We start from the raw sequence: 22,630 nt of genomic DNA on the forward strand, positions 1-22,630 counted from the left end.
CGGGGCGGTCTAGCGATAGTCTGTCCCCGGCGACCGCGCGGATGCGCCCGGGGAGATCGGTACAGGGGCTTCGGTACGCCGATGGGACGACACAGGGGGAAGCGATGGCCGATGTCCGCAAGGCGAGGGCGCTCTTCGAACTCGGTGTCCTGTCGCTGAACATCCCCGTCGAGGGTCAGGAGCCCGTCGACAATCCCGCCCAGGCCGCCAAGGCCTTCACCCGCGCGACGGAGTGGGATCCGTCCCTGGGTGACGCCTGGATCGGCAGGCTCGCCTGCGGCGACAACAGCAACGAGGTCCTTCTGGGTCTCTATCGAGCACGCGGATCGATCGGCGCGGAGCAGCGCCGGCTCGGACTCCCGCCCGGCACGATCGCGGGGCGCTGGTACACGGGCATGATGATCGACTTCCCGGCGTCGAGTGCGGTCGAGGCGACCGCGGCCTATGCCGCCAGCCTGGTTCGCGGGGCGGATTTCGCCGGTGCCGAAGAGGTGCTCGACGAGGTGCCCCCGGCCCATCGCGTGCCGATCGTGGACTTCGTGCGCGCCTTCCTCCACTTCGCCACCCAGCGGTGGCCCGACGTCCTGACGTCGCTCACCAGGTCGGATCGGTGGAACGACCCCTACATGCAGGCCGTCGCCGACTTCATGGCCGGGACGTCGTGTGTGCACCTCGGCATGCTCGGCGAGGGCATGCGCCGACTGCAGAACGCGGTCGACGGCCCGATCGCGGCCTGTTCGACGCAGGCGATATTCGTCTACGGCCTCGCCCTGCGCGAGCAGGGCCAGGAAGAGAAGGCCAAGTCGATGTTCGAGCAGGCCTATGCCCGCGACCCGTCGCTCGCGGCCGCGGCCGAGGCCATCCGCTCGACTTCCCTCCGCGTGACCGCGACGACTCCCGAGCAGATCGCCGAGCGCACCGACCGGTGGGACCCGAAGTCGGTGCCCGATCGCGCCGAGACCCTGGTGTCGGGGTCCGGGGATCCGGATGAGCAGAGCTCCCTGGTGACCGAGGCGCAACGCGAACTGGCCGAACAGATCGGGCTCGACTCGGTGAAGCAGCAGGTGGCCAAACTGCAGTCGACCGCGACGCTGGCGAAGGTCCGCGCCGACCGCGGGTTGTCGACGTCGGCGCGCAGCCTGCACCTCGCCTTCACCGGACCGCCCGGCACCGGCAAGACCACGGTGGCGCGCATCGTCGCCAAGATCTACTGCGGCCTGGGGTTCATCAAGTCCGACAAGGTGGTGGAGGCGACCCGCCGTGACATGGTCGGCGAGCACCTCGGCAGCACCGCGATCAAGACCTCGGCACTGATCGACTCCGCGATGGACGGTGTTCTGTTCATCGACGAGGCCTACACCCTGATCCAGCAGGGATTGTCCGGCGGCGACGCGTTCGGTCGCGAGGCCGTCGACACGCTGCTGGCGCGGATGGAGGACGACCGCGACCGGCTCGTCGTCATCATCGCCGGCTACGACTCCGAGATCGATCGGTTCCTCGCGTCCAACGACGGCCTGGCCTCGCGCTTCGCCCGCCGCGTGCGCTTCGACTCCTACACTCCCGACGAGCTCGCTCGTATCGCCGAATTCATTGCACGCAAGCGGGACTCGTCGCTGACCCGCGAGGCGATGACCGAGATCGAGCAGGCGTGCGCTCCGCTGTACCACGATGTCCGCGAACACCAGGGCACCGTGCGGCGCGCCACCGATCTCGCCGGTAACGGTCGCTTCATCCGCAACATCATCGAGGCGGCCGAGGAGGAGCGCGAGTTCCGCCTCAGCGGTGCCGGCGATTTCGACGCACTCAGCCAGGACGACCTCATGCGCATCGAGACCGCCGACGTCCGGTCGGCCATCTCGGGCGTCCTCTCCGGGCTCATGCGCTGAATGCCCCACCGACCCACCCCGTCGGCCCGGACAGCACCGCCCCCATCCGCCGGTTGAGCCGGCACCGACCCCATCCGCCGGTTGAGCCGGCACCGACCCCATCCGCTGGTTGAGCCGGCACCGACCCCATCCGCTGGTTGAGCCGGCACCGAGCGAAGCCGCCGGGCCGAGCAAGCGACGAAGGAGCGCGTCGAGGTCGAGGAGCCGAGTCGAAGCCACGAAGCCACGAAGCCACACCGACCGCCGATCACAACACCACCGCTGCACATTCCACGAGGAGCCCTGCATGTCCGTACCCGCCCGCAGTTTCCGTCCGACCCGGCTCGCCGCGGGCCTGACGATGACCGCGCTGGCGATGCTCGCGGTCGGCGCGTGCTCGTCCGATGAGCCCGCGCCCGCGCCTGTACCCGAGAGCGTGATCTCGACCACGAGCGCCACCGAGACCAGCAGCCCCGCCACATCCGCGACCACCAGCCGGACGACTGCATCGCCGTCGCGCGGCTCCGACACCGGGACCGGCGCCGCGTCGACGATGACGTGCGCGCAGTTCCGCGAACTCGACGACGCGGAGCGGGCGGCGGTTCTCACCGAGCTCGACGTGACCGCGAATGTGCAGCAGGTGGCGACCGTGGCGGCGACGGTTTGCCTGAGCCGGCCCGACGACACCATTGCCGCCGTCGTCGCCGAACTGGTCCCGCGCTGATAGTTTCGGCGTCTATGAGCACTCGTCCGTGGACCCTGCTGCACGGCCCGCTGTTCAGCCGCGACAACCCGCTCGACCGCAAGCACGCCGCCCCACGGATCAGCGCCTACATCTACGGCAACATCCTGATCCTCGCCGTACTCATCCCGCTGCACGTCGAGGACGACTTCGTGGGGATCGCGATCCTCGCCGGCACGGCCGCGTCGACCTTCATCGCGCACGTCTTCGCCGAGGGCGTCTCCCGCCGGGTCTCCGACGGAAAGGTACAACCGACGCGATCAGAGGCGCTCGGCCATCTCCGCGACTCGGTGCCCATCCTGACCTCGGCACTCCTGCCCTGCGCGATCCTGCTGATCGGGCTGATCGGCTGGATCGAGCCCCGTACCGCCCAGCTCGTCGCCGAGATCGTGATCCTGCTGCGCATCGGCGGCACGGTGTTCGTCATCGATCGACTCAACAACGAACGACCCAGTCGGGCAACGCTTCTCAGTGCCGGCGCAGTCACGCTGGTGGCGACCGTGATCGTCGTGATCAAGGTCGTGGTCACGCACTAGCACCGCGGGGCTCAGCCGCCGGCACCCTCGGTGGTGACCGTGAGGATCACCTCGGTGAACTCGGGCCGGCAGATGACGAGGTCGGGCAGGTAGGTGTCCTCGTTGTTGTAGACGAGGGGCGAACCGTCGATCCGCCCGCACCACAGGCCCTTCGCCTTCGCGACCGCGACGGGCGCGGCCGAATCCCATTCGTACTGGCCGCCGGCATGGACGTAGGCGTCGGCCTCGCCGCGCACGACCGCCATCGCCTTCGCCCCGGCGGACCCCATCGGCAGCACCTCGCCGGCCATGGCCGCGGCCACCTCGTCGGCGAAGGCCGGTGGCCGCGAACCGCTCACGACGACGCGCGGGACACCGGTGCGGGGCCGCGAGGCCAGGCCCTCCACCGGTTCGACGGTCGAATCGTCGTCGAGATAGATAACCCCGAGTGCCGGGAGCGCCACCGCACCCGCGATCAGCCCGTCGTCGGCCGACCAGAGCGCCACGTGCACCGCCCAGTCGGTACGCCCGCCACCGGGCTCGTAGGTGCCGTACTCGCGCGTGCCGTCGACCGGATCGATGATCCACACCCGCGGCGCCGACAGCCGCGACTTGTCGTCGGCCGACTCCTCGGACAGCACGGCATCCTCCGGCCGCTCCTGTGCGAGACGCCCGAGGATGAATTCGTCGGACCGGCGGTCGCCCTCCTGACCGAGCTCCTTCCCCGTCAGTCCGCTGGAACGCCGGATGTCGAGCAGGAGTTCACCTGCGGCGGTGGCCAGTTCGCCCGCCAGGGCGCGATCGTCGGTCACGGGGTTCCTCTCGGTCGGGATACCGGTGGCACAACAGCGCTCGGCGCCGGGTGGCAGAGCGCACTCACAGACCCAGGTTACGCAAGACGAGGTCGGCGACCTCGGACGGCGGACCGTCGTCGGGCGTGATGAGGAGATCCGGACTCGACGGCCGCTCGTAGGGCGAGTCGATGCCGGTGAACTGACTGATCTCCCCCCGGCGGGCGCGGTCGTAGAGCCCCTTCGGGTCGCGTCGCTCGCATTCCGCGAGTGGGGTGTCGACGAAGATCTCGTAGAACGGCAACCCGCGCTCGGCGTGGATCTCGCGGGCCCGCTGCCGTTCTTCGGCGAAGGGGCTGATGAGCGAGACGATCGCCACCGATCCCGAGTCGGCGAACAACGCCGCGACCTCACTGGTCCGGCGGATGTTCTCCCGCCGGTCGTCATCGGAGAAGCCCAGATCCGAGTTCAGCCCGTGCCGCAGGTTGTCGCCGTCCATCAGGTATGCCGGACGCCCCTCGGCGACGAAGCGCCGCTCGAGTTCGACCGCGAGCGACGACTTGCCCGAGCCGGACAGTCCCGTCAACCAGATCGTGGCGCCGCGGTGCGGACGGTGCTCGCGGTCGACCTTCGTCGCCTGCCACACGACGTGGCTGTCGTGACTCACCGGCGCCGTGATCATCCCGGCACCGACGGTGCGATTGGTGGCCTCGTCGATCAGGATGAAGCTGCCCGTGTCCCGGTTGCGGCGGTAGGAGTCGAAGGTCACCGGCTCCTGGGTGTGCAGGACGACGCGCCCGATCTCGTTCAGCGACAGTCCCTCTGCCTCCTCGTCACGATGCAGCGAGTTGACGTCGAGACGGTAGTTGAGCCCGTTCACCTGTGCTCGGGTCAGCCGTGTTCCACACAGCAGCTGATACCTGTTCCCCGGGCGGAGCTCGGCGTCGTCGGCGAACCAGCACACCATCGCGTCCAGATCGCGCCCGACGTACGGACGGTTGTTGGGCCGCGCCAGCATGTCGCCGCGCACGATGTCGATCTCGTCGGCGAGTTCGACGGACACGGCCATCGACGCGAAGGCCTCGTCGACCGGCTGGCCTCCCGGCGCCCAGATCTCGGTGATCGTGGTGCTGAACCCGCTCGGCAGGACGACGATCTCGTCACCCTTGGCGAGCACCCCGCCGGCGACCGTACCCGCGTAGGCCCGATGGTCGGCACCGTCGCTGCGCTGCGGCCGGATGACGTATTGGACGGGGAGACGGGTGTCGATCAGATTGCGGTCGGACGCGATGTAGACGTGCTCGAGGTGATTGAGGAGCGGCCGCCCCTCGTACCACGGGATCGCCGCGGATTGCTCGACGACGTTGTCGCCGCGCAACGCCGACATCGGGATGAACGTGAGATCCACGACGTTGAGCTTGGTCGCGAAATCGACGAAGTCCGCACAGATCTCGTCGAAACGCTCCTGCGACCAGTCGACGAGGTCCATCTTGTTCACGCAGACCGTCAGATGTGGGATGCCGAGCAACGACGACAGGAACGCATGCCGACGCGTCTGTTCCAGCACGCCCTTGCGCGCGTCGATGAGGATCATCGCCAGATCGGCGGTCGAGGCGCCGGTCACCATGTTGCGCGTGTACTGCACGTGGCCCGGCGTGTCGGCGATGATGAACTTCCGCCTGGGCGTGGCGAAGTACCGATAGGCGACGTCGATGGTGATGCCCTGCTCGCGTTCGGCACGCAGCCCGTCGGTCAGCAGGGCGAGGTTCGCGTACTCGTCACCGCGCTCGGCGCTGGTGCGCTCGATCGATTCGAGCTGGTCGGTGAAGATCGCCTTCGAGTCGTAGAGCAGCCGGCCGATGAGTGTCGACTTGCCGTCGTCCACCGAGCCCGCGGTCGCCAGACGCAGCATCTCCGTCGCGCCGCCGACGGCGTTGAGGTCGCCCATCAGAAGTAGCCTTCCTTCTTGCGGTCTTCCATCCCCGACTCGGAGATCCGGTCGTCGGCGCGCGTGGCTCCCCGCTCGGTCAACCGGGTGACCTCGATCTCCTCGATCACCTTCATCACGTCGTCCGCGCCGGACAGCACACAACCGGTGCACGTGGCGTCGCCGACGGTCCGGAACCGCACGGTCTCGGTCCGCACCTCCTCACCCGGGAGTTCTCGCAGGAAGCGGGTTTTCGCGAGCAGCATGCCGTCGCGCGGGATCACCTCGCGCTGGTGCGCGTAGTAGATCTCCGGCAGATCGATGTCCTCGGCGGCGATGTACTGCCAGATGTCGAGTTCGGTCCAGTTCGACAGCGGGAAGACCCGGATGTGTTCACCCTTCGCGTGGCGTCCGTTGTAGAGGCGCCACAGCTCGGGTCGTTGCTCACGCGGATTCCATGCACCGAACTCGTCGCGAAAGCTGAACACGCGCTCCTTCGCCCGCGCCTTCTCCTCATCCCGCCGCGCCCCGCCGAAGACCGCGTCGAAGCGGTTCTCGGTGATGCCGCGCAGCAGCGCCGTGGTCTGCAGCCGGTTGCGGCTGGCGCCCGGCCCGGTCTGTTCGACGACCCGCCCGGCATCGATGTCGTCCTGCACCGAGCTGACGAGAAGGCGGACCCCGGTCTCGGCGACCACGCGATCGCGGTATTCGATCACCTCGTCGAAGTTGTGCCCGGTGTCGACGTGCATGAGCGGGAACGGGATCGGCGCCGGCCAGAACGCCTTCCGCGCCAGGTGGAACATCACCACGGAGTCCTTGCCGCCGGAGAACAGCAGGACCGGACGTTCGAAGGTCGCGGCGACCTCACGGAAGATGTGGACCGATTCGGCCTCGAGCGCCGCGAGGTGCGAGAGCTCGTACCCGCGATGGTGCGGACGACCATCGGTTGTGGACTCGGTGCGATCCAGACGACGTTCGCCGTCGGCATCGATGGTGATGGCCACCGGAGCAACCCCCTTGACATGTCGAATATTCGACACTAAGTGTTGACAATGTGACACAGACCGTAGGTGACTTCTCTGCCGCGCGTCAACCGGCACGTGCGGCGTCACCGCCCACTGCCCGGGTCGTCCGCATCGTCGAACTCCTCGCGGGCGCCGAGCAGCCGTCGATGACCCTGGCCGAGATCGTCCGTCAGACCTCGATGTCGCGGGCCACCGCGCATGCCGTCGTCTCCGAGCTCGTGGAGTGCGGCTGGCTGATCCGCGACCCGTCGGCAGGCACCTTCGCCGTCGGACCTGCCTTCGTCGGTCTCGTCCACAATGCCGACGGCGCCGACCACCTCGTTCGCTGGGCCACCTCGGCGGCGCGCGAGCTCTGCGACCGTTTCGCCGTGCCGTCCTTCGTCGCCCGGCGCACCTCGGCGGACGCGGTGACGCTCGCCTCGCACGCCTTCCCGCCCCACGTCGCACCGGAGACCGCGCAACATCCCTGGTTGCGCAACGGCAGCCGCATCCGATTGCGTCCGCCGATCTGCCGAGAGTTCATCGCGTTCGACCCGGACGAGACCCGTTCGAGCTGGATCGCGCAGGCCGCCGAGTCCACCCGGACCCGCCTCCGCATGGTGCTCGACGTCGTCGCCGAACGCGGCTATTCGATCGAGCGGATGACCGACGACCACGTGGCGATGATCGAGGCCCTCAGCTCCCTCGACACCATGTCGGACACCCTGCGTGCGCGGGTCGGCGACCTGCTCACCGAGCTGTCGGTCATCGACTACCTACCCGAGGAGATCGACGCCTGCGCGACCGACGGCACGGGTGTCCCCGTGGTCACGATCGGCGCACCCGTCTTCGACGCCGCCCGGCGAGTGGTCGCGGCGATCGTCGTATGCCCGAACAGGACCCTCGATGTCGACGAGCTCCGCACGCTGGGCGAGGAGACGCGCGCGGCCGCCGACGGGATCTCGCTCCACCTCGGACGAGAAGACAATCGGCCGATCGAATGAACTCGCCGCGCCGAAATCGCCACGAATCGGGCTTTCTGCGGGAAACTGACCGATGATCGCGCGACGCGATCATCGCCACCAGCAAGGGAGTCGAGACATGCCCGGCACGAAGACGATCACCCGGTTGGCCGCCGCCGCCATCGCACTGACCTCGGCCGCCGGCCTCGGGGTCGCAGCCACCGGCGACGCGAACGCGGTGACTCGCGAGTACCCGCTGTCCAACTGCGTCGGCGTGAGCCCCAACGTCGTCGACGTCCCGTTCCTGGCGCGTCGCGCCATCGTCAGCACGTATGCCGGAAACGCCTACATCGCCAGCGACTTCACCAGTTACTTCCCCGGCGGGTATCAGTCCTCCGCCCGTCTCGACTGGCACAATCTCGCCACCGGCAAGCGCGGTTCGAAGGTCAGCAACGTGCGGGTGAACCCGCCCTATCAGGGCGTCCACTACTTCGTGATCCCAGTCAGCCAGATCGGCAAGGGTCGCGTCAACGTCACCTTCGGCGCGGTCAACCGGAACGCACTCTGGAGCATCCCGTCGACGAGTTGCAGCGGGAGCGTCGTCATCTCCTGACCCCGCTCGGGCCACCGATGACTTCCGGCGGCACCCTGCTCCCCAATCTGAAAAGCGACCCCCATTGCCCCCTGAGGAGGCCCGGAGCTTGCGGAGGGCCGTCACGAAGGGTCCGGCGACCGGGTTTGCGAGACCCTTCGTGACGCTCGCAAGCTCGCTCCTCAGGGAGCAGAGAGATCATCGGATGGTTCTCGGCGCCACCACGTTCCGCGAGTTCGTCGAGATGATGCCGGCCGACCCCGAGGGCACCGCCACCGACGAGATCGATGAGTGGCCCACCCTGATGCGCGATGCCCGCGACGGTCATCCGCCGGCCTCATGGACTTCGTCCGAGTGACGATCTTTCCGGTGATCAGCGGCACGAGCGGCACCGAGCCGGTGTTCGGCGCGGCCACGGACTTCGACCTCGATCTCGTCGACAGCCGCCTTCTCGACGGCCGGATCCAAGAACTGACCTACCGCCCCACACCGCACGCCTGACGCCGCCGATCGCCGTCACCGACTACCAACCAAGCACTTGCTAGGTTAGGCTCGGTGGCATGAGTGACGCCGTCATCCCACCCCCGCTCGGACCCGACGATCTCGGCCCGGACACCTCACCGGTCGCCTACGAGACCGGCGGACCCGAGGGCGCGGTGGCCTATGTGACGCTGAATCGCCCGGAGTACCGCAACGCTCAGAACTCGGTGATGACGTATTCGCTCGACGCGGCGTTCCGCAAGGCCGTCGACGACGCCGCGGTCAAGGTGATCGTGCTTCGGGCCAACGGCAAGCACTTCTCCGCGGGCCACGACATCGGTACGCCCGAGCGTGATTTCGACACCTTCTACGAGAACGCGGCCGTCCTGCACTGGGACCACACCGACAAGACCGGGGCCGATCAGCGTCTCGCCCGCGAGATGGAGGTCTACATGGGGATGTGCCGCCGCTGGCGCGACATCCCCAAACCCCTCATCGCACAGGTTCACGGCGCGTGCATCGCCGGCGGCCTCATGCTCGCGTGGATCTGCGATTTCATCGTCGCCTCCGACGACGCGTTCTTCTCGGACCCGGTCGCGCGGATGGGGATTCCCGGTGTCGAGTACTTTGCCCACGCCTTCGTGCTCGGCCCGCGCCGGGCGAAGGAGATCCTGTTCACCGGCGAACGCTTCACCGCCACGCAGGCAGCCGACTGGGGCATGGTCAACCACGTCGTGCCCCGTGAGGCGCTCGAGACCAAGGTGGACGAGATCGCCGAGAAGGCCGTCGCCATGCCGATGCAGGGTCTGTTCCTGAGCAAGAAGGCCGTCAACATCTGCGAAGACCAGATGGGCCTGCGCAATTCCATGGACTCGGTCTTCGGCTGGCACCACTTCGCCCACGCCGCCAATTCCGAGGCGGGCGGCGACTCGCTCGGCGGCATGGACGCGAAGTCGATGAAGGCGTCGGCATCGACCGGCACCGCAGCGGGATCGGGGAGCTGACGTGGACCTGCTCTTCGACGACGCCGCCGACGCCTTCCGCGCCGAGGTCCGCGCTTGGCTGGCCGATCATGTTCCGCGCGAACCACTCCCGTCGATGGACACCGCCGAGGGATTCGAGGCGCACCGCGAGTGGGAGCGGACGATGGCCGCCGACCGGATGTCGGTCGTCAGCTGGCCGGAGGAGTACGGCGGCCGCGATGCGCCCCTGCTGCACTGGGTCATCTTCGAGGAGGAGTACTACCGGTCGGGCGCGCCCGGACGCGTGAGCCAGAACGGCATCTTCCTCCTCGCACCCACGCTGTTCGAGCACGCGAGTCCCGCTCAACTGGAACGCATCCTGCCGCGGATGGCCAACGCCGACGACATCTGGGGGCAGGCCTGGAGCGAACCCGAGGCCGGCAGCGACCTCGCGTCGCTGCGGTCGACCGCCGTCCGCACCGACGGCGGCTGGCTGCTCAACGGTCAGAAGACCTGGAGTTCGCGGTCGAGTTTCGCCGACCGGGCCTTCGGCCTCTTCCGCACGGACAAACAGGCACAGCGCCACAAAGGTCTCACCTACTTCATGTTCGACCTGCGCAGCGAGGGCGTGACCGTCCGCCCGATCGCGCAACTCGACGGCGAGGCCGGGTTCGCAGAGCTGTTCTTGGAGAACGTCTTCGTCCCCGACGATCCGTCGAACCCGGGCGAGTCGGGTGTCATCGGCGAGGTGGACAACGGGTGGCGGGTCGCGATGAGCACCGCCGCCAACGAGCGCGGGCTGTCGCTGCGCGCACCCGGCCGGTTCCTGGCCACCACCGACCGCCTCGTCGAACTGTGGCGGTCGAACCGGGACGACGTCCCGTCGACGGCGAACACCGATGCGCGCGTGGCGGATGCGTGGATCGGGTCACGAGCCTACGAGCTGTCCACCTATCAAACGGTGAGTCGTCTCGCGGCCGGTGGTTCGCTCGGCATGGAGTCGTCGATCAACAAGGTCTTCTGGTCCCAGTGGGACATCGCCGCTCACGAGACCGCCCTCGACCTGCAGGGCCCGGCCGCCGAGCTCGACGACCGGTGGACCGACGGCTACCTCTTCTCGTTGTCCGGGCCGATCTACGCGGGTACCAACGAGATCCAACGCAATGTCATCGCCGAGCGCCTGCTCGGCCTTCCCCGTGGAGATCGGTGATCATCATGGACTTCCGACTCTCAGACATCCACACCGACCTCGCCTCGACGGTGGACGCCATGCTCGGCAAGGCCGACATGCCGACCGCCACGCGCGCCTGGGCGGCCGGTGACCGTGCGGCCGTCGCCAAGGTCTACTCACAGCTCGCCGACGCGGGCATCAGCGGACTCCTGATCGACGAGTCACACGGCGGCAGCAGCGCCGGGGCCGTCGAGATGGTCGTCGCCGTCGAGCAACTCGGACGCCACTGTGCCCCGGGCCCGATCGTCGAGAGCGTCGCCGTGCTGCCGATCCTGCTGCACGACGCCGACGTGTCGGGTCCGCTCAGCGACCTCGCCGAGGGGCGGCTGGCGACCTGCGCGATCGGACCGCTCCAGCCGTTGGCCGCCGACACCGCCTCCGCCGATGTCTACCTCGTCGAGGACGGAGTGCTCTCGCGGGCCACCGTGCAGAGCACCGAGCCCTCGGTCGACAGCACCCGGACGTTGTCGCGGGTCACCGCCGGCGACGTCCTGGCCACCGGGGTCGATGCGTCCGACGCCGCGGACGCAGGTGCGCTGGCCACGGCCGCGCAACTGCTCGGCCTGGGTCAGGCGATGCTGTCCATCGCCTCGGAATACGCGCAGTCGCGCAAGCAGTTCGGCCGACCGATCGGGTCGTTCCAGGCCGTCAAACATCATCTCGCCGACGTGGCGATCGCCATCGAGATGGCCCGCCCCCTCGTTCACGCGGCCGCCCTCGGCGTCGACGGCCAGGTGCCGGAGGGCACCGACGTCTCGCGCGACATCTCGGCGGCGAAGGTCGCGGCCGCCGAGGCCGCCGACCTGTCGGCCCGCCGCTCGCTGCAGGTGATGGGCGCGATCGGGTACACCGCCGAGCACGACATCTCGCTGTACATCACCAAGACCCGGGCGCTGCTCAATGCCTGGGGCTCCCCTGCCGTACACCGCCAACGCATCCTGGAGACGCTGTGACCGTCAGTACCGGCACCGAAAGCCCGGCCATCGGTGCCGAGGAACGGGAGGCACTCGTCGAGGCGGTGCGGGATCTCCTGCGCCGTCGGGGCGATTCGACCACGGTCCGCGCGGCCATGTCCGCCCCGGGGCGCATCGACTCGAGCCTGTGGCAGACGCTGTGCACCGAGATCGGCGTGGCCGCGCTGGCGATTCCCGAGCAGTTCGGCGGCGCCGGGGCCTCGTGGGCGGAGTCGGCCGCGGTACTCGAGGAACTGGGCGCCGCACTGAGTCCCGTCCCGGCGCTCGGTTCCGCGCTGGCCACCGGCACGATCCTCCTCGCGGCCGACGATGACGCGTCCTCGCGACTGCTCCCCGCCCTGGCCGCCGGTGAACGGACGGCCGCGGTGTGCTGGGCCGGCGAACGCGGCTGGCAGATTCCCGGCGTACGCGCCGACGCCGGACTCCTCTCCGGGACTGCGCACTTCGTCGTCGACGCCGAGTCGGCGGACGTGCTCCTCGTCCTCGCGGCCGGCCCCGGCACGCATGTGACCCTGCACGAGGTGGCCGCCGATGCGGACGGCGTGTCGGTCTCGCCGATGCCCGTCCTGGACCCCACCCGGGCCCTGTCGTCGGTGCGTTTCGACGAGGTCGCATCCACGGCGATCCCGGCACCGGACGATCTCGCGACCCGCCTCCGCGCGCTCGCGTGGGCCCTGCTGTCCGCCGAGCAGGTCGGGGGCGCCCAGCGAGCCCTCGACCTCACCGTCGACTACACCAAGTCCCGCAAGCAGTTCGGCCGCACCATCGGGTCGTTTCAGGCACTCAAACATCGGATGGCCGACATGTACGTGTCGGTGGAGACGGCGCGGTCGATCGCCCGGGCCGCCGTCGCCGCGATCGCCGCCGACGATCCCGATGCCGGTGACCTGGCACTGGCCGCCCACGTGTACTGCTCCGACGCCTACCGTCGTGTCGCGGGCGAGGCGATCCAGTTGCACGGCGGGATCGGCATCACCTGGGAACACGACATCCAGCTGTACTTCAAACGCGCTCAGGCGACCTCGCAGATGTTCGGCGCGCCGCACACCGCCGTGGCCGAACTCGCGCGCTCGCTGCGCTGACGCGGTCAGTCCCGCCGGCTGCGTCGGCGGGCGACCGTCCGCTCGATCGGGTCGGTGAGCACCAGCAGCACCAGGGGGAGATTTCCGCTGCGCGGGAACACGATCGCGACGACCAACGCGACCGCCAGGATCAGAAGCGTGCTGACTCCGCTCGACGACGCCGCCCACCGGTCCGTCGCGTCGTCGTCGGCGAGCAGTTCCCGATGCCGACGGCCCCATTCCGCAATCGCGATGAGCGACCCCACGGAGACAGCCAGCACACCAATGTAGAGAATGTTGGCCTGCTCCACATGCGCGCCGTCGACGAGGGCCGTCGCGTGCGCGGGTGTTCAGACGGCGAAGGCCGCCTCGACCGTCGCCTCGTCGAGTCCGTAATCGGCGAGCTGATAACGGTGTTGGGGTTTGCGCGCCCCCGTCTGGCTCTCCTCGTCGAGAGCGGTGACCGCGGCCCGCGCCGCCTCCGACATCGGGGTGTCGAGCGCCGCGTAGACGCGTTCGACGGTGCCCATCGGGTCCGACCGCAGGTCGGTGAAGTCGATGTCCAGGAACTGGGCGGGGTCGTAGCGCTTGCGCGCCGCCGAGAACTCCCGGAGTCCGCGTGACCACAACTCGAGCTGGTCCTGGCCGACCTGCGCACCGGTGAACGTCGTCGACCATCCCGGGGTGGCGTGCTCGGCCAGGCTGCACATCGACGCGATCAGGGTGCTGGGCGGCCGGTGCGTCTGGATCACCAGGGCATCCGGATACGCCGCCATGAGCGCGTCGAGCGCGAAGAGATGGCTGGGGTTCTTCAGCACCCAGCGTTTCCCGGGATCGTTGAGCCCGATCAGCTGCAGGTTCTTGCGATGCCGGAGGTACGCCGACGTCCAGTCCTGGCGGCTGAGCCACTGCGAGTAGGTCGGGACGTGCGCCAGTGACTCGTACGAGATCGACATGACGCTCTGCCGGAGCAGCTGCCAGCACTCCTCGACCTCGCCGGCGTCCATGTAGTGCAACCCCATGAACTCGGGATTCTCGACGTGGTGTTGCTCGAACCCGGCCTGGATCTGCTGGTAGACGGGGTTGTCGGACCAGGTGTCGCGCGGCGGCCGGGGCTGCGGGAACTCGGCGAGCCACATCTCCACGCCCTGGTGCGCCGGATCGGCGGCCAGGAGTCGGTGCAGCGCAGTCGTTCCCGTGCGCGGCAGGCCGGTCACGAAGATCGGCCGGGTCACCTCGACCTCGGCGTACCCGGGGTTCGCCTTCCACGACGCCTCGCTGAGCAGCCGGGCGACCAGCGCACCCTTGAGGAAGAAGCGGAACATCTTGCTGCCCAGTTCGGTCAGTCCCGCCTCGGACCGGTACGACTCGAGCAGGATGCCCAGGGGCTCGAGGTAGTCGGTGTCCCCGAAGTCGTCGAGGCCGGTGGCGCGAGTCGCCGAGGAATGCAGGTCCTCGATCGTGCCGACGTCGGTACGTGCCGCACTAGTCATGGTATTCACCGCAATTCACGTCCAGGGTGTGCCCGGTGATGGCACGCGCCATCGGCGAGGCGAGGAACACGACGGCATCGGCGATCTCGTCCGGCTCCGGCAATCGCTTGAGGTCGGACTTCGACGCCGTCTGCTCGTAGACGTCGTCAGGTGAGATCCCGTACTTCTTGGCGACCTCGCCGAAGTACCACTTCAGCTGGTCATCCCAGATGTAACCCGGTGCGACCGAGTTGATGCGAATCCCCTTGTCGCCGAGCTCGGAGGCCAGCGACTGCGACATCGCCAGCAATGCCGACTTCGCGATCTTGTAACTGCCGTAACGGGGTTCGGAGTGCCGGATCACCATCGAGTTGATGTTCACGATCGAGCCGTCGGCCTCGGCCAGCGCTCCGGTGAACGCGCGGATCACACGCAGCGTGCCCAGCACGGTGACGTCGATACTGCTCGCGATCTGGTCGAAGTCGGTGCGGGACAACGGCTTCATCGACGGGAGTGCGAAGGCGTTGTTGACCAGCACATCGGCTCGGCCGAACTCGGCGACGGTGGTGGCGACCAGGTTGTCGACGGCGGCGTCATCGGTGATGTCGGCCGGGACGACCAGACTGGTCCCGCCGGCCGCGTCGATTTCGGCGGCAACCTCTTTCAGGCGCGATTCCGTACGGGCGGCGAGGACGACCCGCGCGCCCTCGGCGGCCGCACGCAGGCAGATCGAGCGCCCCAGTCCCGGACCGACGCCCGAGACCACGACCACCTTGTCGGCCAGCAGACCCCCCTGCGCGCTCATCCCAGCATCCTCTCGGCGAAGGCACGCTGACGTGCCGCGATGCGTTCCGCCCAGCCGTCGGCGTCGATCCGGTTGTGGTCGAGGTGCGGCAGATGGTCGGCCACGTCATCGAAGGCGACGACCTGCGCGGTCGGGCCCAGGTCCGGACCGATCGACGAATCGCTGCGCTGCCAACGGAATTGCAGGATGCCCTTCGACCGGCCCGTCGTCTCGATCCAGTTGGCGACGCCCGGATCGCGATGCGACACCACCATCCGGATCATGCCGTCCGGATCGACCTGCGCCTGAGCGGAGTTCAGGCTGGTCTGGTGGTTGACGTAGTCCAGCGAGATGTACCACATGCTGCCGAGCTGGAAGCCCTGGTACGGGGCGTCGGACCGCGGGATGGTGATGACCATCGCCTCGTCCGGACCGAGCCGGAAATGACCGACCGAGGAGAACTGCGTACTGAGCCCGCCGGGGGTCTGCCGCGGCTCGGTGAAGGTGTTGACCGGCTCGTCGAGGTAGAACCACTTCGGAAAGTTGAACCAGGTGTTGATGCGGGCCGTCAGCATCTTGCCCGCCGTCGCGTACCGGCGCGACACCCGTGCCAGGTCCGGCTCCGCCGGCGCGGTTCCGACGGTGTCCACCCGTTCGATGGTGATCGATCCCTTGCGTTCGGACCAGTCGGAGTAGACCTCGCGCACCGCGAGCATCGAGGCGCCCTCGCCGAGCGGGAAGTAGTCGTCCGGCGCGTCCGGGATGGGCGGGCCGAAGGTCAGTTCATACGAGCCGTCGGAGGCGATCGTCAGTCGGCGGTCGTCGAAGGCGTCCTCGCCGCCCGGCACCGACGACGCCGTGTAGTCCCCGCGCAGCACCTGAAAGCTCAGATCCGCTGTGCTACCGCGGCGTCCGCGCACGCGATAGGTGCCGGTGGGCTCGACGTCGGCGTGGTAGTAGAGGGTGTCCGGGTTGTCCAGGCCCATCTTCGTCGACGGCCCGGTGGACGTCACGAAGTTCGGGTGCGAGAGGGACCGGGCTCGCACCAGCTGGACGATCGCGGCGATGCTGCCCGCGAGGTAGTCGTAGCCCTCGGCGAGGTCCTGGTCGGTCTCGGCGAAGTCGGCCGACGCCACCAGCCTCTCGGCCTCCGCGATCGCGTCCAGGAGCGGCTGCGTGACCAGTGGTGGTGCGGAACTCGCCGTGTCGGTGCTTGTCGTATGGGTGCTCGTCGCGTCGTCGACGGTCATAGCCAGGTGTCCCCGCCCGTCCATGTCAGGAAATTCTCCAGCTCTGCCTGTGCGGGCGTGACCCGCGGGTGTTCGGTCGACAGGTAGCCGCCACGGTAGAACAGCAACGGCTTGTCCTGCAGCACTTCTCCGAGGGTCAGCGCTCGTCCGATGACGATGTGGTGGTCGCCGCCGTCGGTGATGCTGTCCACGTCGCACTCGACCCAGGTGAGTCCGTGGCGGATGACCGGAAGGCCGGCCGGCGACGGGTCCCAGGTGATGTTCGCGAACTTGTCGTCACCGGGGGCGCCGAACGCCGCGCTGACGTCCTGCTGCCGGTTCGACAGCACGTTCACGCAGAACTTGCCCGTCTTCTCGATCACCTTCCAGCTCCGGGAGGTCTTCATCGGGCAGAACAGGACCAGTGGCGGGTCGAGCGACAGCGCGGCAAAGGACTGGCAGGCGAAACCGACCGGCTTGCCCTCGTCGTCGAGCGTGGTGATGACGGTGACCCCGGTGCAGAACTGGCCCATCGCGGTCCGGAACTGGCGGGAATCGAAGTCGGCGGACCCGTATGGCGACCGCGGTTGCTGGGTCTGGGCGTCCGAGGGCATCTCAGCCCTTGAACCCGACGCTGAAGTCATGCCCCCACAGACTCACGGCCGTGCTCTCCCGGGCGATCCACTCGTCGTCCTTCACGGTTCTTCCCTCACAGCCGAACTCGACGTCGAAGCCGCCGGGCGTCTTCATGTAAAAGGACAGCATCAGGTCGTTGACGTGGCGGCCGAGAGTGGCCGACATCGGCACCTTCTTGCGCAACGCCCGGTCCAGACAGAGCCCGACGTCGTCGGCGTTCTCCACCTCGACCATCAGATGCACGATGCCGGTGCTGTTCGGGATCGGCAGGAACGCCAGCGAGTGGTGACGTGGATTGCACCCGAGGAACCGCAGCCACGGCACCTCGTCGCCCTCTTCGCGGCCGACCACCTGCGGAGGCAACCGCATCGAGTCGCGGAGCTTGAATCCCAGTACGTCCCGGTAGAACTCGAGTGCGGCCTTGTCGTCGGAGCAGGTCAGTACGACGTGGCCCAGGCCCTGTTCCTCGGTGACGAATCGGTGCCCATACGGGCTGACCACGCGCCGGTGCTCCAGCGCGGCGCCGTGGAAGACCTCGAGGGTGTTGTCCGCCGGATCGTCGAAGACGATCATCTCGGCGACGCGACGGTCGGCGATCTCCTCGTCCTTGCCCTCCCGGAAGACCACCCCCGCACGTGCCAGGCGATCCCGGACATCCTGCAGCTCTGCGGCATTCGCGACCTCCCAGCCGGCGCTCGCGAGCCGGTCGTGCTCGGACGGCACGATGACCAGCCGGGCGGGGAAGTCGTCCATCCGGAGGTACAGGGCGCCCTCGGTGAGACCGGAACCCTCGATCATGCCGAGGACCTTGAGGCCGTAGGTCCGCCACGCCTCGATGTCGGTGGCCTCGATCCTCATGTATCCCAACGAGCGGATCGGACTGTCACTCATCTGCTGACTCCTGTTGTGTGCTCTTGCCGGCGGTGCTGACCAGGCCCTTCGAGACGCCCTCCGCAAGCTCCGGGCTCCTCAGGGAGCAGGGGGTCGTGCCCTCCGCAAGCTCCGGGCTCCTCAAGGGGAGTGGGGTCACACCATCGTGTCGCCGATGGGAATCCCGAACTCGCCGTTGCCGAATGCGACGTAGGCGCGTTCGGGGTCGTTCGCTGCGTGCACGCGTCCGGCGTGGGCATCGCGCCAGAAGCGCTGGATCGGCGTCCCGTTCTCCAGCGCGTGGGCACCCGAGTTCTCGAAGAGCCGGTCGATCGCGGCGATCGCACGCCCGGTCGCACGCACCTGGTCGCGTCGGGCAGACAGGCGCAGCTCCATGGGGATCTCCTCGCCGGCCAGGATCAGGTCGTACTCGGCCTGCAGATTCCCCGACAGCTGACGCCAGGCGGCGTCGATGTCGCTGGCGGCCTCGGCGATCCGGACCTTCGCGAACGGATCCTCCTTCGCCTTCTCACCCGCGTAGGCGGCACGCACCCGCTTGCCCTGGTGCTCGACGTGGGCGCGGTAGGCGCCGTACGCCATGCCGACGATCGGCGTCGCGATGGTGCTGGGATGGATGGTGCCCCAGGGCATCTTGTACACCGGCGCGGTGTTCCGCTCCAGGCCCGGACTCTGCCCCATCGACATCGTGCGCATGCTGAGCATGCGGTGCCGAGGCACGAACACGTCCTTGACCTCGATGGTGTTGGACCCGGTACCCCGCAGCCCGACGACGTTCCACACGTCCTTGATCGTGTAGTCCTCGCGCGGGATCAGGAAGCTGACGAAGTCGACGGGCTTACCGTTCTTGATGACCGGACCCCCGACAAAGACCCAGTCAGCAGTCTCGCAACCCGACGACCACGCCCACGAACCATTGACCTTGTAGCCGCCGTCGACGACCTCACCCATACCCATCGGCGCGTACGACGACGAGATGCGGACGTTGGTGTCCGAACCCCAAACGTCCTCCTGTGCCTGCTGATCGAACAGCGCGAGGTGCCAGTTGTGCACGCCGATGATGCCGGAGACCCACCCGGTGGACCCGCACGCCGACGCGATGCGGCGGACCGCTTCGTAGAAGGTGACCGGGTCCACCTCGTAGCCACCCCACTGCTCGGGCTGCAGCAGCCTGAAGAAGCCTGCGGTCTCGAGGCTCGACACGGTCTCGTCGGGGATGCGGCGCAGATCCTCGGTCGACTGCGCGCGCTGCTCGAGTTCCGGGAGCAGGACGTTGATCTTCTCCAGGACCTGCTCGGCGGCTTCGCTCCGTTGTGCTGGCATCTCGCCTGCTCCTACTCGTCTCTCCCTCGACCGGCACGCCGGCCGCTGTAACCATCGAGTTCGAGATTAGAACACGTTCTCATTTCTGTCGAGCACTGCGACTTTATGCCCATGTACAGGCCCGATCGCCCTCGAAGGAGGCGATCGGGCTGACAAATCTGAAACGTGTTCTAGTATTGGGTACAGTTCTTCGACGCGACACGAGCCACAGACAGGAGAGGGCACATGTCTTCAGGACCCGAGACGATGACCCCGAGCAGCCCCGGTGCGCCGAGCGCAGCCGCCGCCTCCGACGGGGCGGACGTGGGCATCCGGGAGATCGACACGGGTGCGCCACCCACCCGCTTCGCGCGGGGATGGCACTGCCTCGGACTGCTCGAGGAATTCTCCGACGGCAAGCCCCACTCGGTCACGATCTTCGGCACCAAGCTGGTGGCGTGGGTGGACACCAAGGGCGAGGTCAACGTACTCGACGCCTTCTGCCGACACATGGGCGGCGACCTCTCCCAGGGCAGACTGTCCGGCGACAACGTGGCGTGCCCGTTCCATGGCTGGCTGTGGAAAGGCAACGGACGCTGCGCCGGCGTGCCCTACGCCAAGCGCAATCCGAAGCTCGCCAAGACCCGCTCGTGGCCGTCGATGGTCCGCAACGGCCAGGTCTTCGTCTACAACGATCCCGAGGGCAACCCTCCCCCGGACGAGTGCATCATTCCCGAACTCGAGGAGTTCGGGTCCGACGAGTGGACGCCATGGACCTGGAACCGCATCGTCATCGAAGGGTCCAACTGTCGCGAGATCATCGACAACGTCGTCGACATGGCGCACTTCTACTACGTGCACTTCGCTCTCCCGGACTACTTCAAGAACGTCTTCGAGGGTGAGATCGCGGCGCAGTACATGAATTCGCACGGCCGGCCCGATGTCACCCTCGGCACCAACTACGACGACAGCCGCCTCGAATCGATCGCAGCGTATTACGGGCCGTCGTACATGCTGAATCCGATGATCCAGTACTACGGCGGATACGCCGTGGAGACCATCCTCACCAACTGCCACTACCCCATCGACGAGAACTCCTTCGTCCTGATGTACGGCGTGATGGCGAAGGTCCCCGAGGGCCTGACCGCCGAGCAGGCGTCGAAGATGGCGACGAAGATCAGCGCCGGCGTCGAGGTGGGCTTCCTGCAGGACGTCGAGATCTGGAAGAACAAGACCCGTATCGACAATCCCCTGCTCGTCGAGGAGGACGGCCCGGTCTACCAGCTCCGCCGCTGGTACGACCAGTTCTACGTCGACAAGGCCGAGGTCACCGACGAGATGACCGGCCGGTTCGAGTACGAGATCGACACCTCCAAGGCCCTCGAGAGCTGGAACGAGGAGATCCAGGAGAACCTGCGTCGCCAAGAGGCCGAGAAGGCGACCGAATCCGCGGCCTCGGACTCCGCCGAAAAGGCCGAGGTCTGACGATGACCCGGGCAGCAGGGGTTCGCGTGGGTTCCGACCGTTGGGCCAAGGCGCCCGACTTCCACGACGATCCGGACCGGCTCGCCCGGGTTCACGAGGCCACCCGCCGCGACCGCGAGCACTATCTGCAGGGCGGGATGCGCGAGATCGAGTGTCGGGCATGCCATGCGTGCGTGCTGGTGAAGAAGACGAGTTCGTTTCACACCAGCGTGCAGTGGAATGCCGACGCCCGGGACCGCTGTCTCGGCCTCGAGCAGATGCGCGCCGGGGGCGACGACGGGAACGGCCCGCTGCTCCCCGGCGCGATGATGCCGACCTGCGCCCGGTTGTCGGCGAGTATCGACCACGGGGTCAGCGAGGGCATCATCCCCGCCGAGTCGCCCGCGTCGGATCCGGACGGCTACTGGTGATCGGGGCGTCGGTAATTAATCACACCCGCAGCACCATTAGTTAACACAAGCCTCAAGCATCACAGCGGTCACACGTTCGTCACACCTGGAGAACGACCGACGACACACCGACCCGCCTCGGCCAAGCTGTCGTCATGTCCGTTTCGATGACGCGCACCACGCGCGTGACCTGCACCATCGCACTCACTGCCGCGCTGTGGGTCGGTGTTCCCCTTGCCGGCTCCCCTCTCCTCGACACCGGTCGCGCCGCAGCCGCGGGCTCGTCGGATTCCTCCGGCTCGGTTCCCATCTATCTGCCGGTGCCGACCACCGTCGGCCTCAACGCACTCGGGGCGGCGATCACCCAGATCGGCAAGCCGTACATGTGGGCCGGCGTCGGCCCGCACTCGTGGGACTGCTCCGGGCTGGTGCGGTGGGCGTTCTACACGACCGGCGTCCAGCTCCCCCGGACCAGCCAACAACAGGCGAAGGTCGGACACGCGATCCCGTTCCGCGCCCTCGCACCGGGCGACATCATCATCTTCGGCCGCGACGCCGGGCACGTCGGCATCTACGCGGGCGCCGGTCGGGTGTTCAACGCGTACGGTCCCAACGGCGTCCCCATCGGCTTCACGAAGTTGAAGGACATGGGCTACATCAAGACGATTCGTCGGTTCGGTTGACCTCGGCTCCCTCGGCGGCACCCGCACGCGGCCACACCGTGCTCAGCACCCAGAATCCGACGACCACCAGGAGCAGGATCGCGACCACGACGGTCCCGATCAATCCATAACCCGCCTGCATCTCGGGGAGGTCGGCGTCGAGCGCCTCGGACACGCGGTCGGAGAACAGCTGCGCGGCCGGGTCGTTCAGCGTCCGGATGCCGACGACGAGCACGATGATCGAGGCGAGTCCGATCAGTCCGATGGCGGCGGGCCGCAGGCGTGGGCGCCACCAGCCGAGGGCGCCGACGAGAGCGATCACCACACCGAGCACCACCACGCTCAGCCCAGGGCGACCGGTGTTGTCCTCGAAAAAGAACGCGACATCGTCGTCGCTGGCGCCCAGGATCGTGACGCGTCCCATCCCGGTGATCGACGGCTCCACGCCCTCGTCGGTGCTGCCCCACTGCACCTGCGCCAGCAGGACCAGCAGCAGACCACCCGCCAGCATCGTCGGCCACGCGAGGCCGCGGAGTCGTTCGACCGTCCCTGCATGCTTGGTCATCCGATCAGGGTGCCATGAGCCGACGTCGGTGGATATGAATCGTACTCTTCGCAACGCCGTCCGCGACCGATGAGTTTGCGCGACCCTGTCAGTCAGAAGTGTCGACGGGCAG

25 protein-coding genes are annotated in these 22,630 nt (G+C 67.9%); 14 read left to right on the forward strand and 11 right to left on the reverse strand.

Translation table 11 applies throughout. From position 1 onward, the window contains the following. Window positions 1-104 precede the first annotated feature (104 nt). From eccA to MHN80_RS05570, 3 genes are all read left to right on the forward strand, one after another. Window positions 105-1,886 carry a type VII secretion AAA-ATPase EccA gene (eccA, locus tag MHN80_RS05560; protein ID WP_239400077.1) on the forward strand — a complete coding sequence of 594 codons (1,782 nt, stop codon included), beginning with the start codon at window positions 105-107 and terminating at the stop codon, window positions 1,884-1,886. 286 nt (window positions 1,887-2,172) lie between these two features. Then, entirely contained in the window at window positions 2,173-2,589 is a 417-nt protein-coding gene (locus MHN80_RS05565) for a hypothetical protein (protein WP_239400079.1), read from the forward strand. Window positions 2,590-2,603: 14 nt separating this feature from the next. After that, window positions 2,604-3,143 carry a hypothetical protein gene (locus MHN80_RS05570; RefSeq protein WP_101820923.1) on the forward strand — a complete coding sequence of 180 codons (540 nt, stop codon included), beginning with the start codon at window positions 2,604-2,606 and terminating at the stop codon, window positions 3,141-3,143. 11 nt (window positions 3,144-3,154) lie between these two features. Here the strand turns inward: MHN80_RS05570 and MHN80_RS05575 are convergent, their stop codons facing one another. The 3 genes from MHN80_RS05575 to cysD all read right to left on the reverse strand — a co-directional run bounded on the left by MHN80_RS05575 (window position 3,155) and on the right by cysD (window position 6,808). Then, on the reverse strand, window positions 3,155-3,934 hold the full coding sequence (locus MHN80_RS05575) for a 3'(2'),5'-bisphosphate nucleotidase CysQ (RefSeq protein ID WP_239400081.1): 780 nt from the start codon (window positions 3,932-3,934) through the stop codon (window positions 3,155-3,157). A gap of 64 nt (window positions 3,935-3,998) precedes the next feature. Next, window positions 3,999-5,861, reverse strand: coding sequence for an adenylyl-sulfate kinase (gene cysC, locus MHN80_RS05580; RefSeq protein ID WP_239400083.1), 1,863 nt, complete (start codon window positions 5,859-5,861; stop codon window positions 3,999-4,001). Next, complete coding sequence (gene cysD / locus MHN80_RS05585; RefSeq protein ID WP_239400340.1) at window positions 5,861-6,808, reverse strand: sulfate adenylyltransferase subunit CysD; 948 nt, start codon at window positions 6,806-6,808, stop codon at window positions 5,861-5,863. The genes cysC and cysD overlap by 1 nt, the downstream gene beginning before the upstream one ends. An 86-nt stretch (window positions 6,809-6,894) precedes the next feature. Between cysD and MHN80_RS05590 the strand changes: the two genes are divergently transcribed. The 8 genes from MHN80_RS05590 (at window position 6,895) to MHN80_RS05625 (ending at window position 13,127) form a co-directional block, all read left to right on the forward strand. Continuing rightward, window positions 6,895-7,848 carry an IclR family transcriptional regulator gene (locus tag MHN80_RS05590; protein ID WP_239400085.1) on the forward strand — a complete coding sequence of 318 codons (954 nt, stop codon included), beginning with the start codon at window positions 6,895-6,897 and terminating at the stop codon, window positions 7,846-7,848. A gap of 97 nt (window positions 7,849-7,945) precedes the next feature. After that, entirely contained in the window at window positions 7,946-8,419 is a 474-nt protein-coding gene (locus MHN80_RS05595; protein WP_239400087.1) for a hypothetical protein, read from the forward strand. Window positions 8,420-8,603: 184 nt separating this feature from the next. After that, window positions 8,604-8,756, forward strand: coding sequence for a hypothetical protein (locus MHN80_RS05600; protein ID WP_239400089.1), 153 nt, complete (start codon window positions 8,604-8,606; stop codon window positions 8,754-8,756). Further along, window positions 8,753-8,899, forward strand: coding sequence for a hypothetical protein (locus MHN80_RS05605; RefSeq protein WP_239400091.1), 147 nt, complete (start codon window positions 8,753-8,755; stop codon window positions 8,897-8,899). Before MHN80_RS05600 ends, MHN80_RS05605 begins: the two co-directional genes overlap by 4 nt. 59 nt (window positions 8,900-8,958) lie before the next feature. Then, entirely contained in the window at window positions 8,959-9,882 is a 924-nt protein-coding gene (locus tag MHN80_RS05610; protein ID WP_239400092.1) for an enoyl-CoA hydratase, read from the forward strand. A gap of 1 nt (window position 9,883) precedes the next feature. After that, entirely contained in the window at window positions 9,884-11,050 is a 1,167-nt protein-coding gene (locus tag MHN80_RS05615) for an acyl-CoA dehydrogenase family protein (RefSeq protein ID WP_239400093.1), read from the forward strand. A 5-nt stretch (window positions 11,051-11,055) separates the two neighbouring features. Next, window positions 11,056-12,024 carry an acyl-CoA dehydrogenase family protein gene (locus MHN80_RS05620; RefSeq protein ID WP_078111956.1) on the forward strand — a complete coding sequence of 323 codons (969 nt, stop codon included), beginning with the start codon at window positions 11,056-11,058 and terminating at the stop codon, window positions 12,022-12,024. Continuing rightward, window positions 12,021-13,127: an acyl-CoA dehydrogenase family protein gene (locus MHN80_RS05625; protein ID WP_239400094.1), complete on the forward strand. Its 1,107-nt coding sequence runs from the start codon at window positions 12,021-12,023 to the stop codon at window positions 13,125-13,127. The genes MHN80_RS05620 and MHN80_RS05625 overlap by 4 nt, the downstream gene beginning before the upstream one ends. 5 nt (window positions 13,128-13,132) lie before the next feature. Here MHN80_RS05625 and MHN80_RS05630 read toward each other — a convergent pair whose 3' ends face one another. The 7 genes from MHN80_RS05630 to hsaA all read right to left on the reverse strand — a co-directional run bounded on the left by MHN80_RS05630 (window position 13,133) and on the right by hsaA (window position 19,438). After that, window positions 13,133-13,387, reverse strand: coding sequence for a hypothetical protein (locus MHN80_RS05630; RefSeq protein ID WP_239400096.1), 255 nt, complete (start codon window positions 13,385-13,387; stop codon window positions 13,133-13,135). A 69-nt stretch (window positions 13,388-13,456) separates the two neighbouring features. Then, on the reverse strand, window positions 13,457-14,599 hold the full coding sequence (locus MHN80_RS05635; protein ID WP_239400098.1) for a sulfotransferase: 1,143 nt from the start codon (window positions 14,597-14,599) through the stop codon (window positions 13,457-13,459). Next, window positions 14,592-15,383, reverse strand: a complete 792-nt coding sequence (locus tag MHN80_RS05640) for an SDR family oxidoreductase (RefSeq protein ID WP_239400100.1) — start codon at window positions 15,381-15,383, stop codon at window positions 14,592-14,594. The genes MHN80_RS05635 and MHN80_RS05640 overlap by 8 nt, the downstream gene beginning before the upstream one ends. Further along, window positions 15,380-16,612: a hypothetical protein gene (locus MHN80_RS05645; protein WP_239400102.1), complete on the reverse strand. Its 1,233-nt coding sequence runs from the start codon at window positions 16,610-16,612 to the stop codon at window positions 15,380-15,382. The genes MHN80_RS05640 and MHN80_RS05645 overlap by 4 nt, the downstream gene beginning before the upstream one ends. After that, window positions 16,609-17,205 carry a 3-hydroxy-9,10-secoandrosta-1,3,5(10)-triene-9,17-dione monooxygenase reductase subunit gene (gene hsaB / locus MHN80_RS05650; protein WP_239400104.1) on the reverse strand — a complete coding sequence of 199 codons (597 nt, stop codon included), beginning with the start codon at window positions 17,203-17,205 and terminating at the stop codon, window positions 16,609-16,611. Before hsaB ends, MHN80_RS05645 begins: the two co-directional genes overlap by 4 nt. Window position 17,206: 1 nt before the next feature. Then, entirely contained in the window at window positions 17,207-18,118 is a 912-nt protein-coding gene (gene hsaC / locus MHN80_RS05655) for an iron-dependent extradiol dioxygenase HsaC (protein ID WP_004023127.1), read from the reverse strand. A 135-nt stretch (window positions 18,119-18,253) separates the two neighbouring features. Further along, window positions 18,254-19,438, reverse strand: coding sequence for a 3-hydroxy-9,10-secoandrosta-1,3,5(10)-triene-9,17-dione monooxygenase oxygenase subunit (gene hsaA / locus MHN80_RS05660; protein ID WP_064569517.1), 1,185 nt, complete (start codon window positions 19,436-19,438; stop codon window positions 18,254-18,256). 225 nt (window positions 19,439-19,663) lie between these two features. Between hsaA and MHN80_RS05665 the strand changes: the two genes are divergently transcribed. From MHN80_RS05665 to MHN80_RS05675, 3 genes are all read left to right on the forward strand, one after another. After that, the gene (locus MHN80_RS05665) at window positions 19,664-20,902 is read left to right on the forward strand and encodes a Rieske 2Fe-2S domain-containing protein (RefSeq protein WP_239400106.1); all 1,239 of its coding nucleotides are present in this window, start codon (window positions 19,664-19,666) and stop codon (window positions 20,900-20,902) included. Between the two features lie 2 nt (window positions 20,903-20,904). Continuing rightward, window positions 20,905-21,312: a hypothetical protein gene (locus tag MHN80_RS05670; protein WP_239400108.1), complete on the forward strand. Its 408-nt coding sequence runs from the start codon at window positions 20,905-20,907 to the stop codon at window positions 21,310-21,312. Window positions 21,313-21,446: 134 nt separating this feature from the next. Next, entirely contained in the window at window positions 21,447-21,974 is a 528-nt protein-coding gene (locus MHN80_RS05675; RefSeq protein ID WP_239400110.1) for a C40 family peptidase, read from the forward strand. Here MHN80_RS05675 and MHN80_RS05680 read toward each other — a convergent pair. Continuing rightward, window positions 21,949-22,518: a hypothetical protein gene (locus tag MHN80_RS05680; protein WP_239400112.1), complete on the reverse strand. Its 570-nt coding sequence runs from the start codon at window positions 22,516-22,518 to the stop codon at window positions 21,949-21,951. The two genes, MHN80_RS05675 and MHN80_RS05680, sit on opposite strands and share 26 nt — an antisense overlap. Window positions 22,519-22,630 lie beyond the last annotated feature (112 nt).

Origin of the sequence: Gordonia sp. McavH-238-E, assembly GCF_022348225.1 — a bacterium.
GTDB classification, from domain to species: Bacteria; Actinomycetota; Actinomycetes; order Mycobacteriales; family Mycobacteriaceae; genus Gordonia; species Gordonia terrae.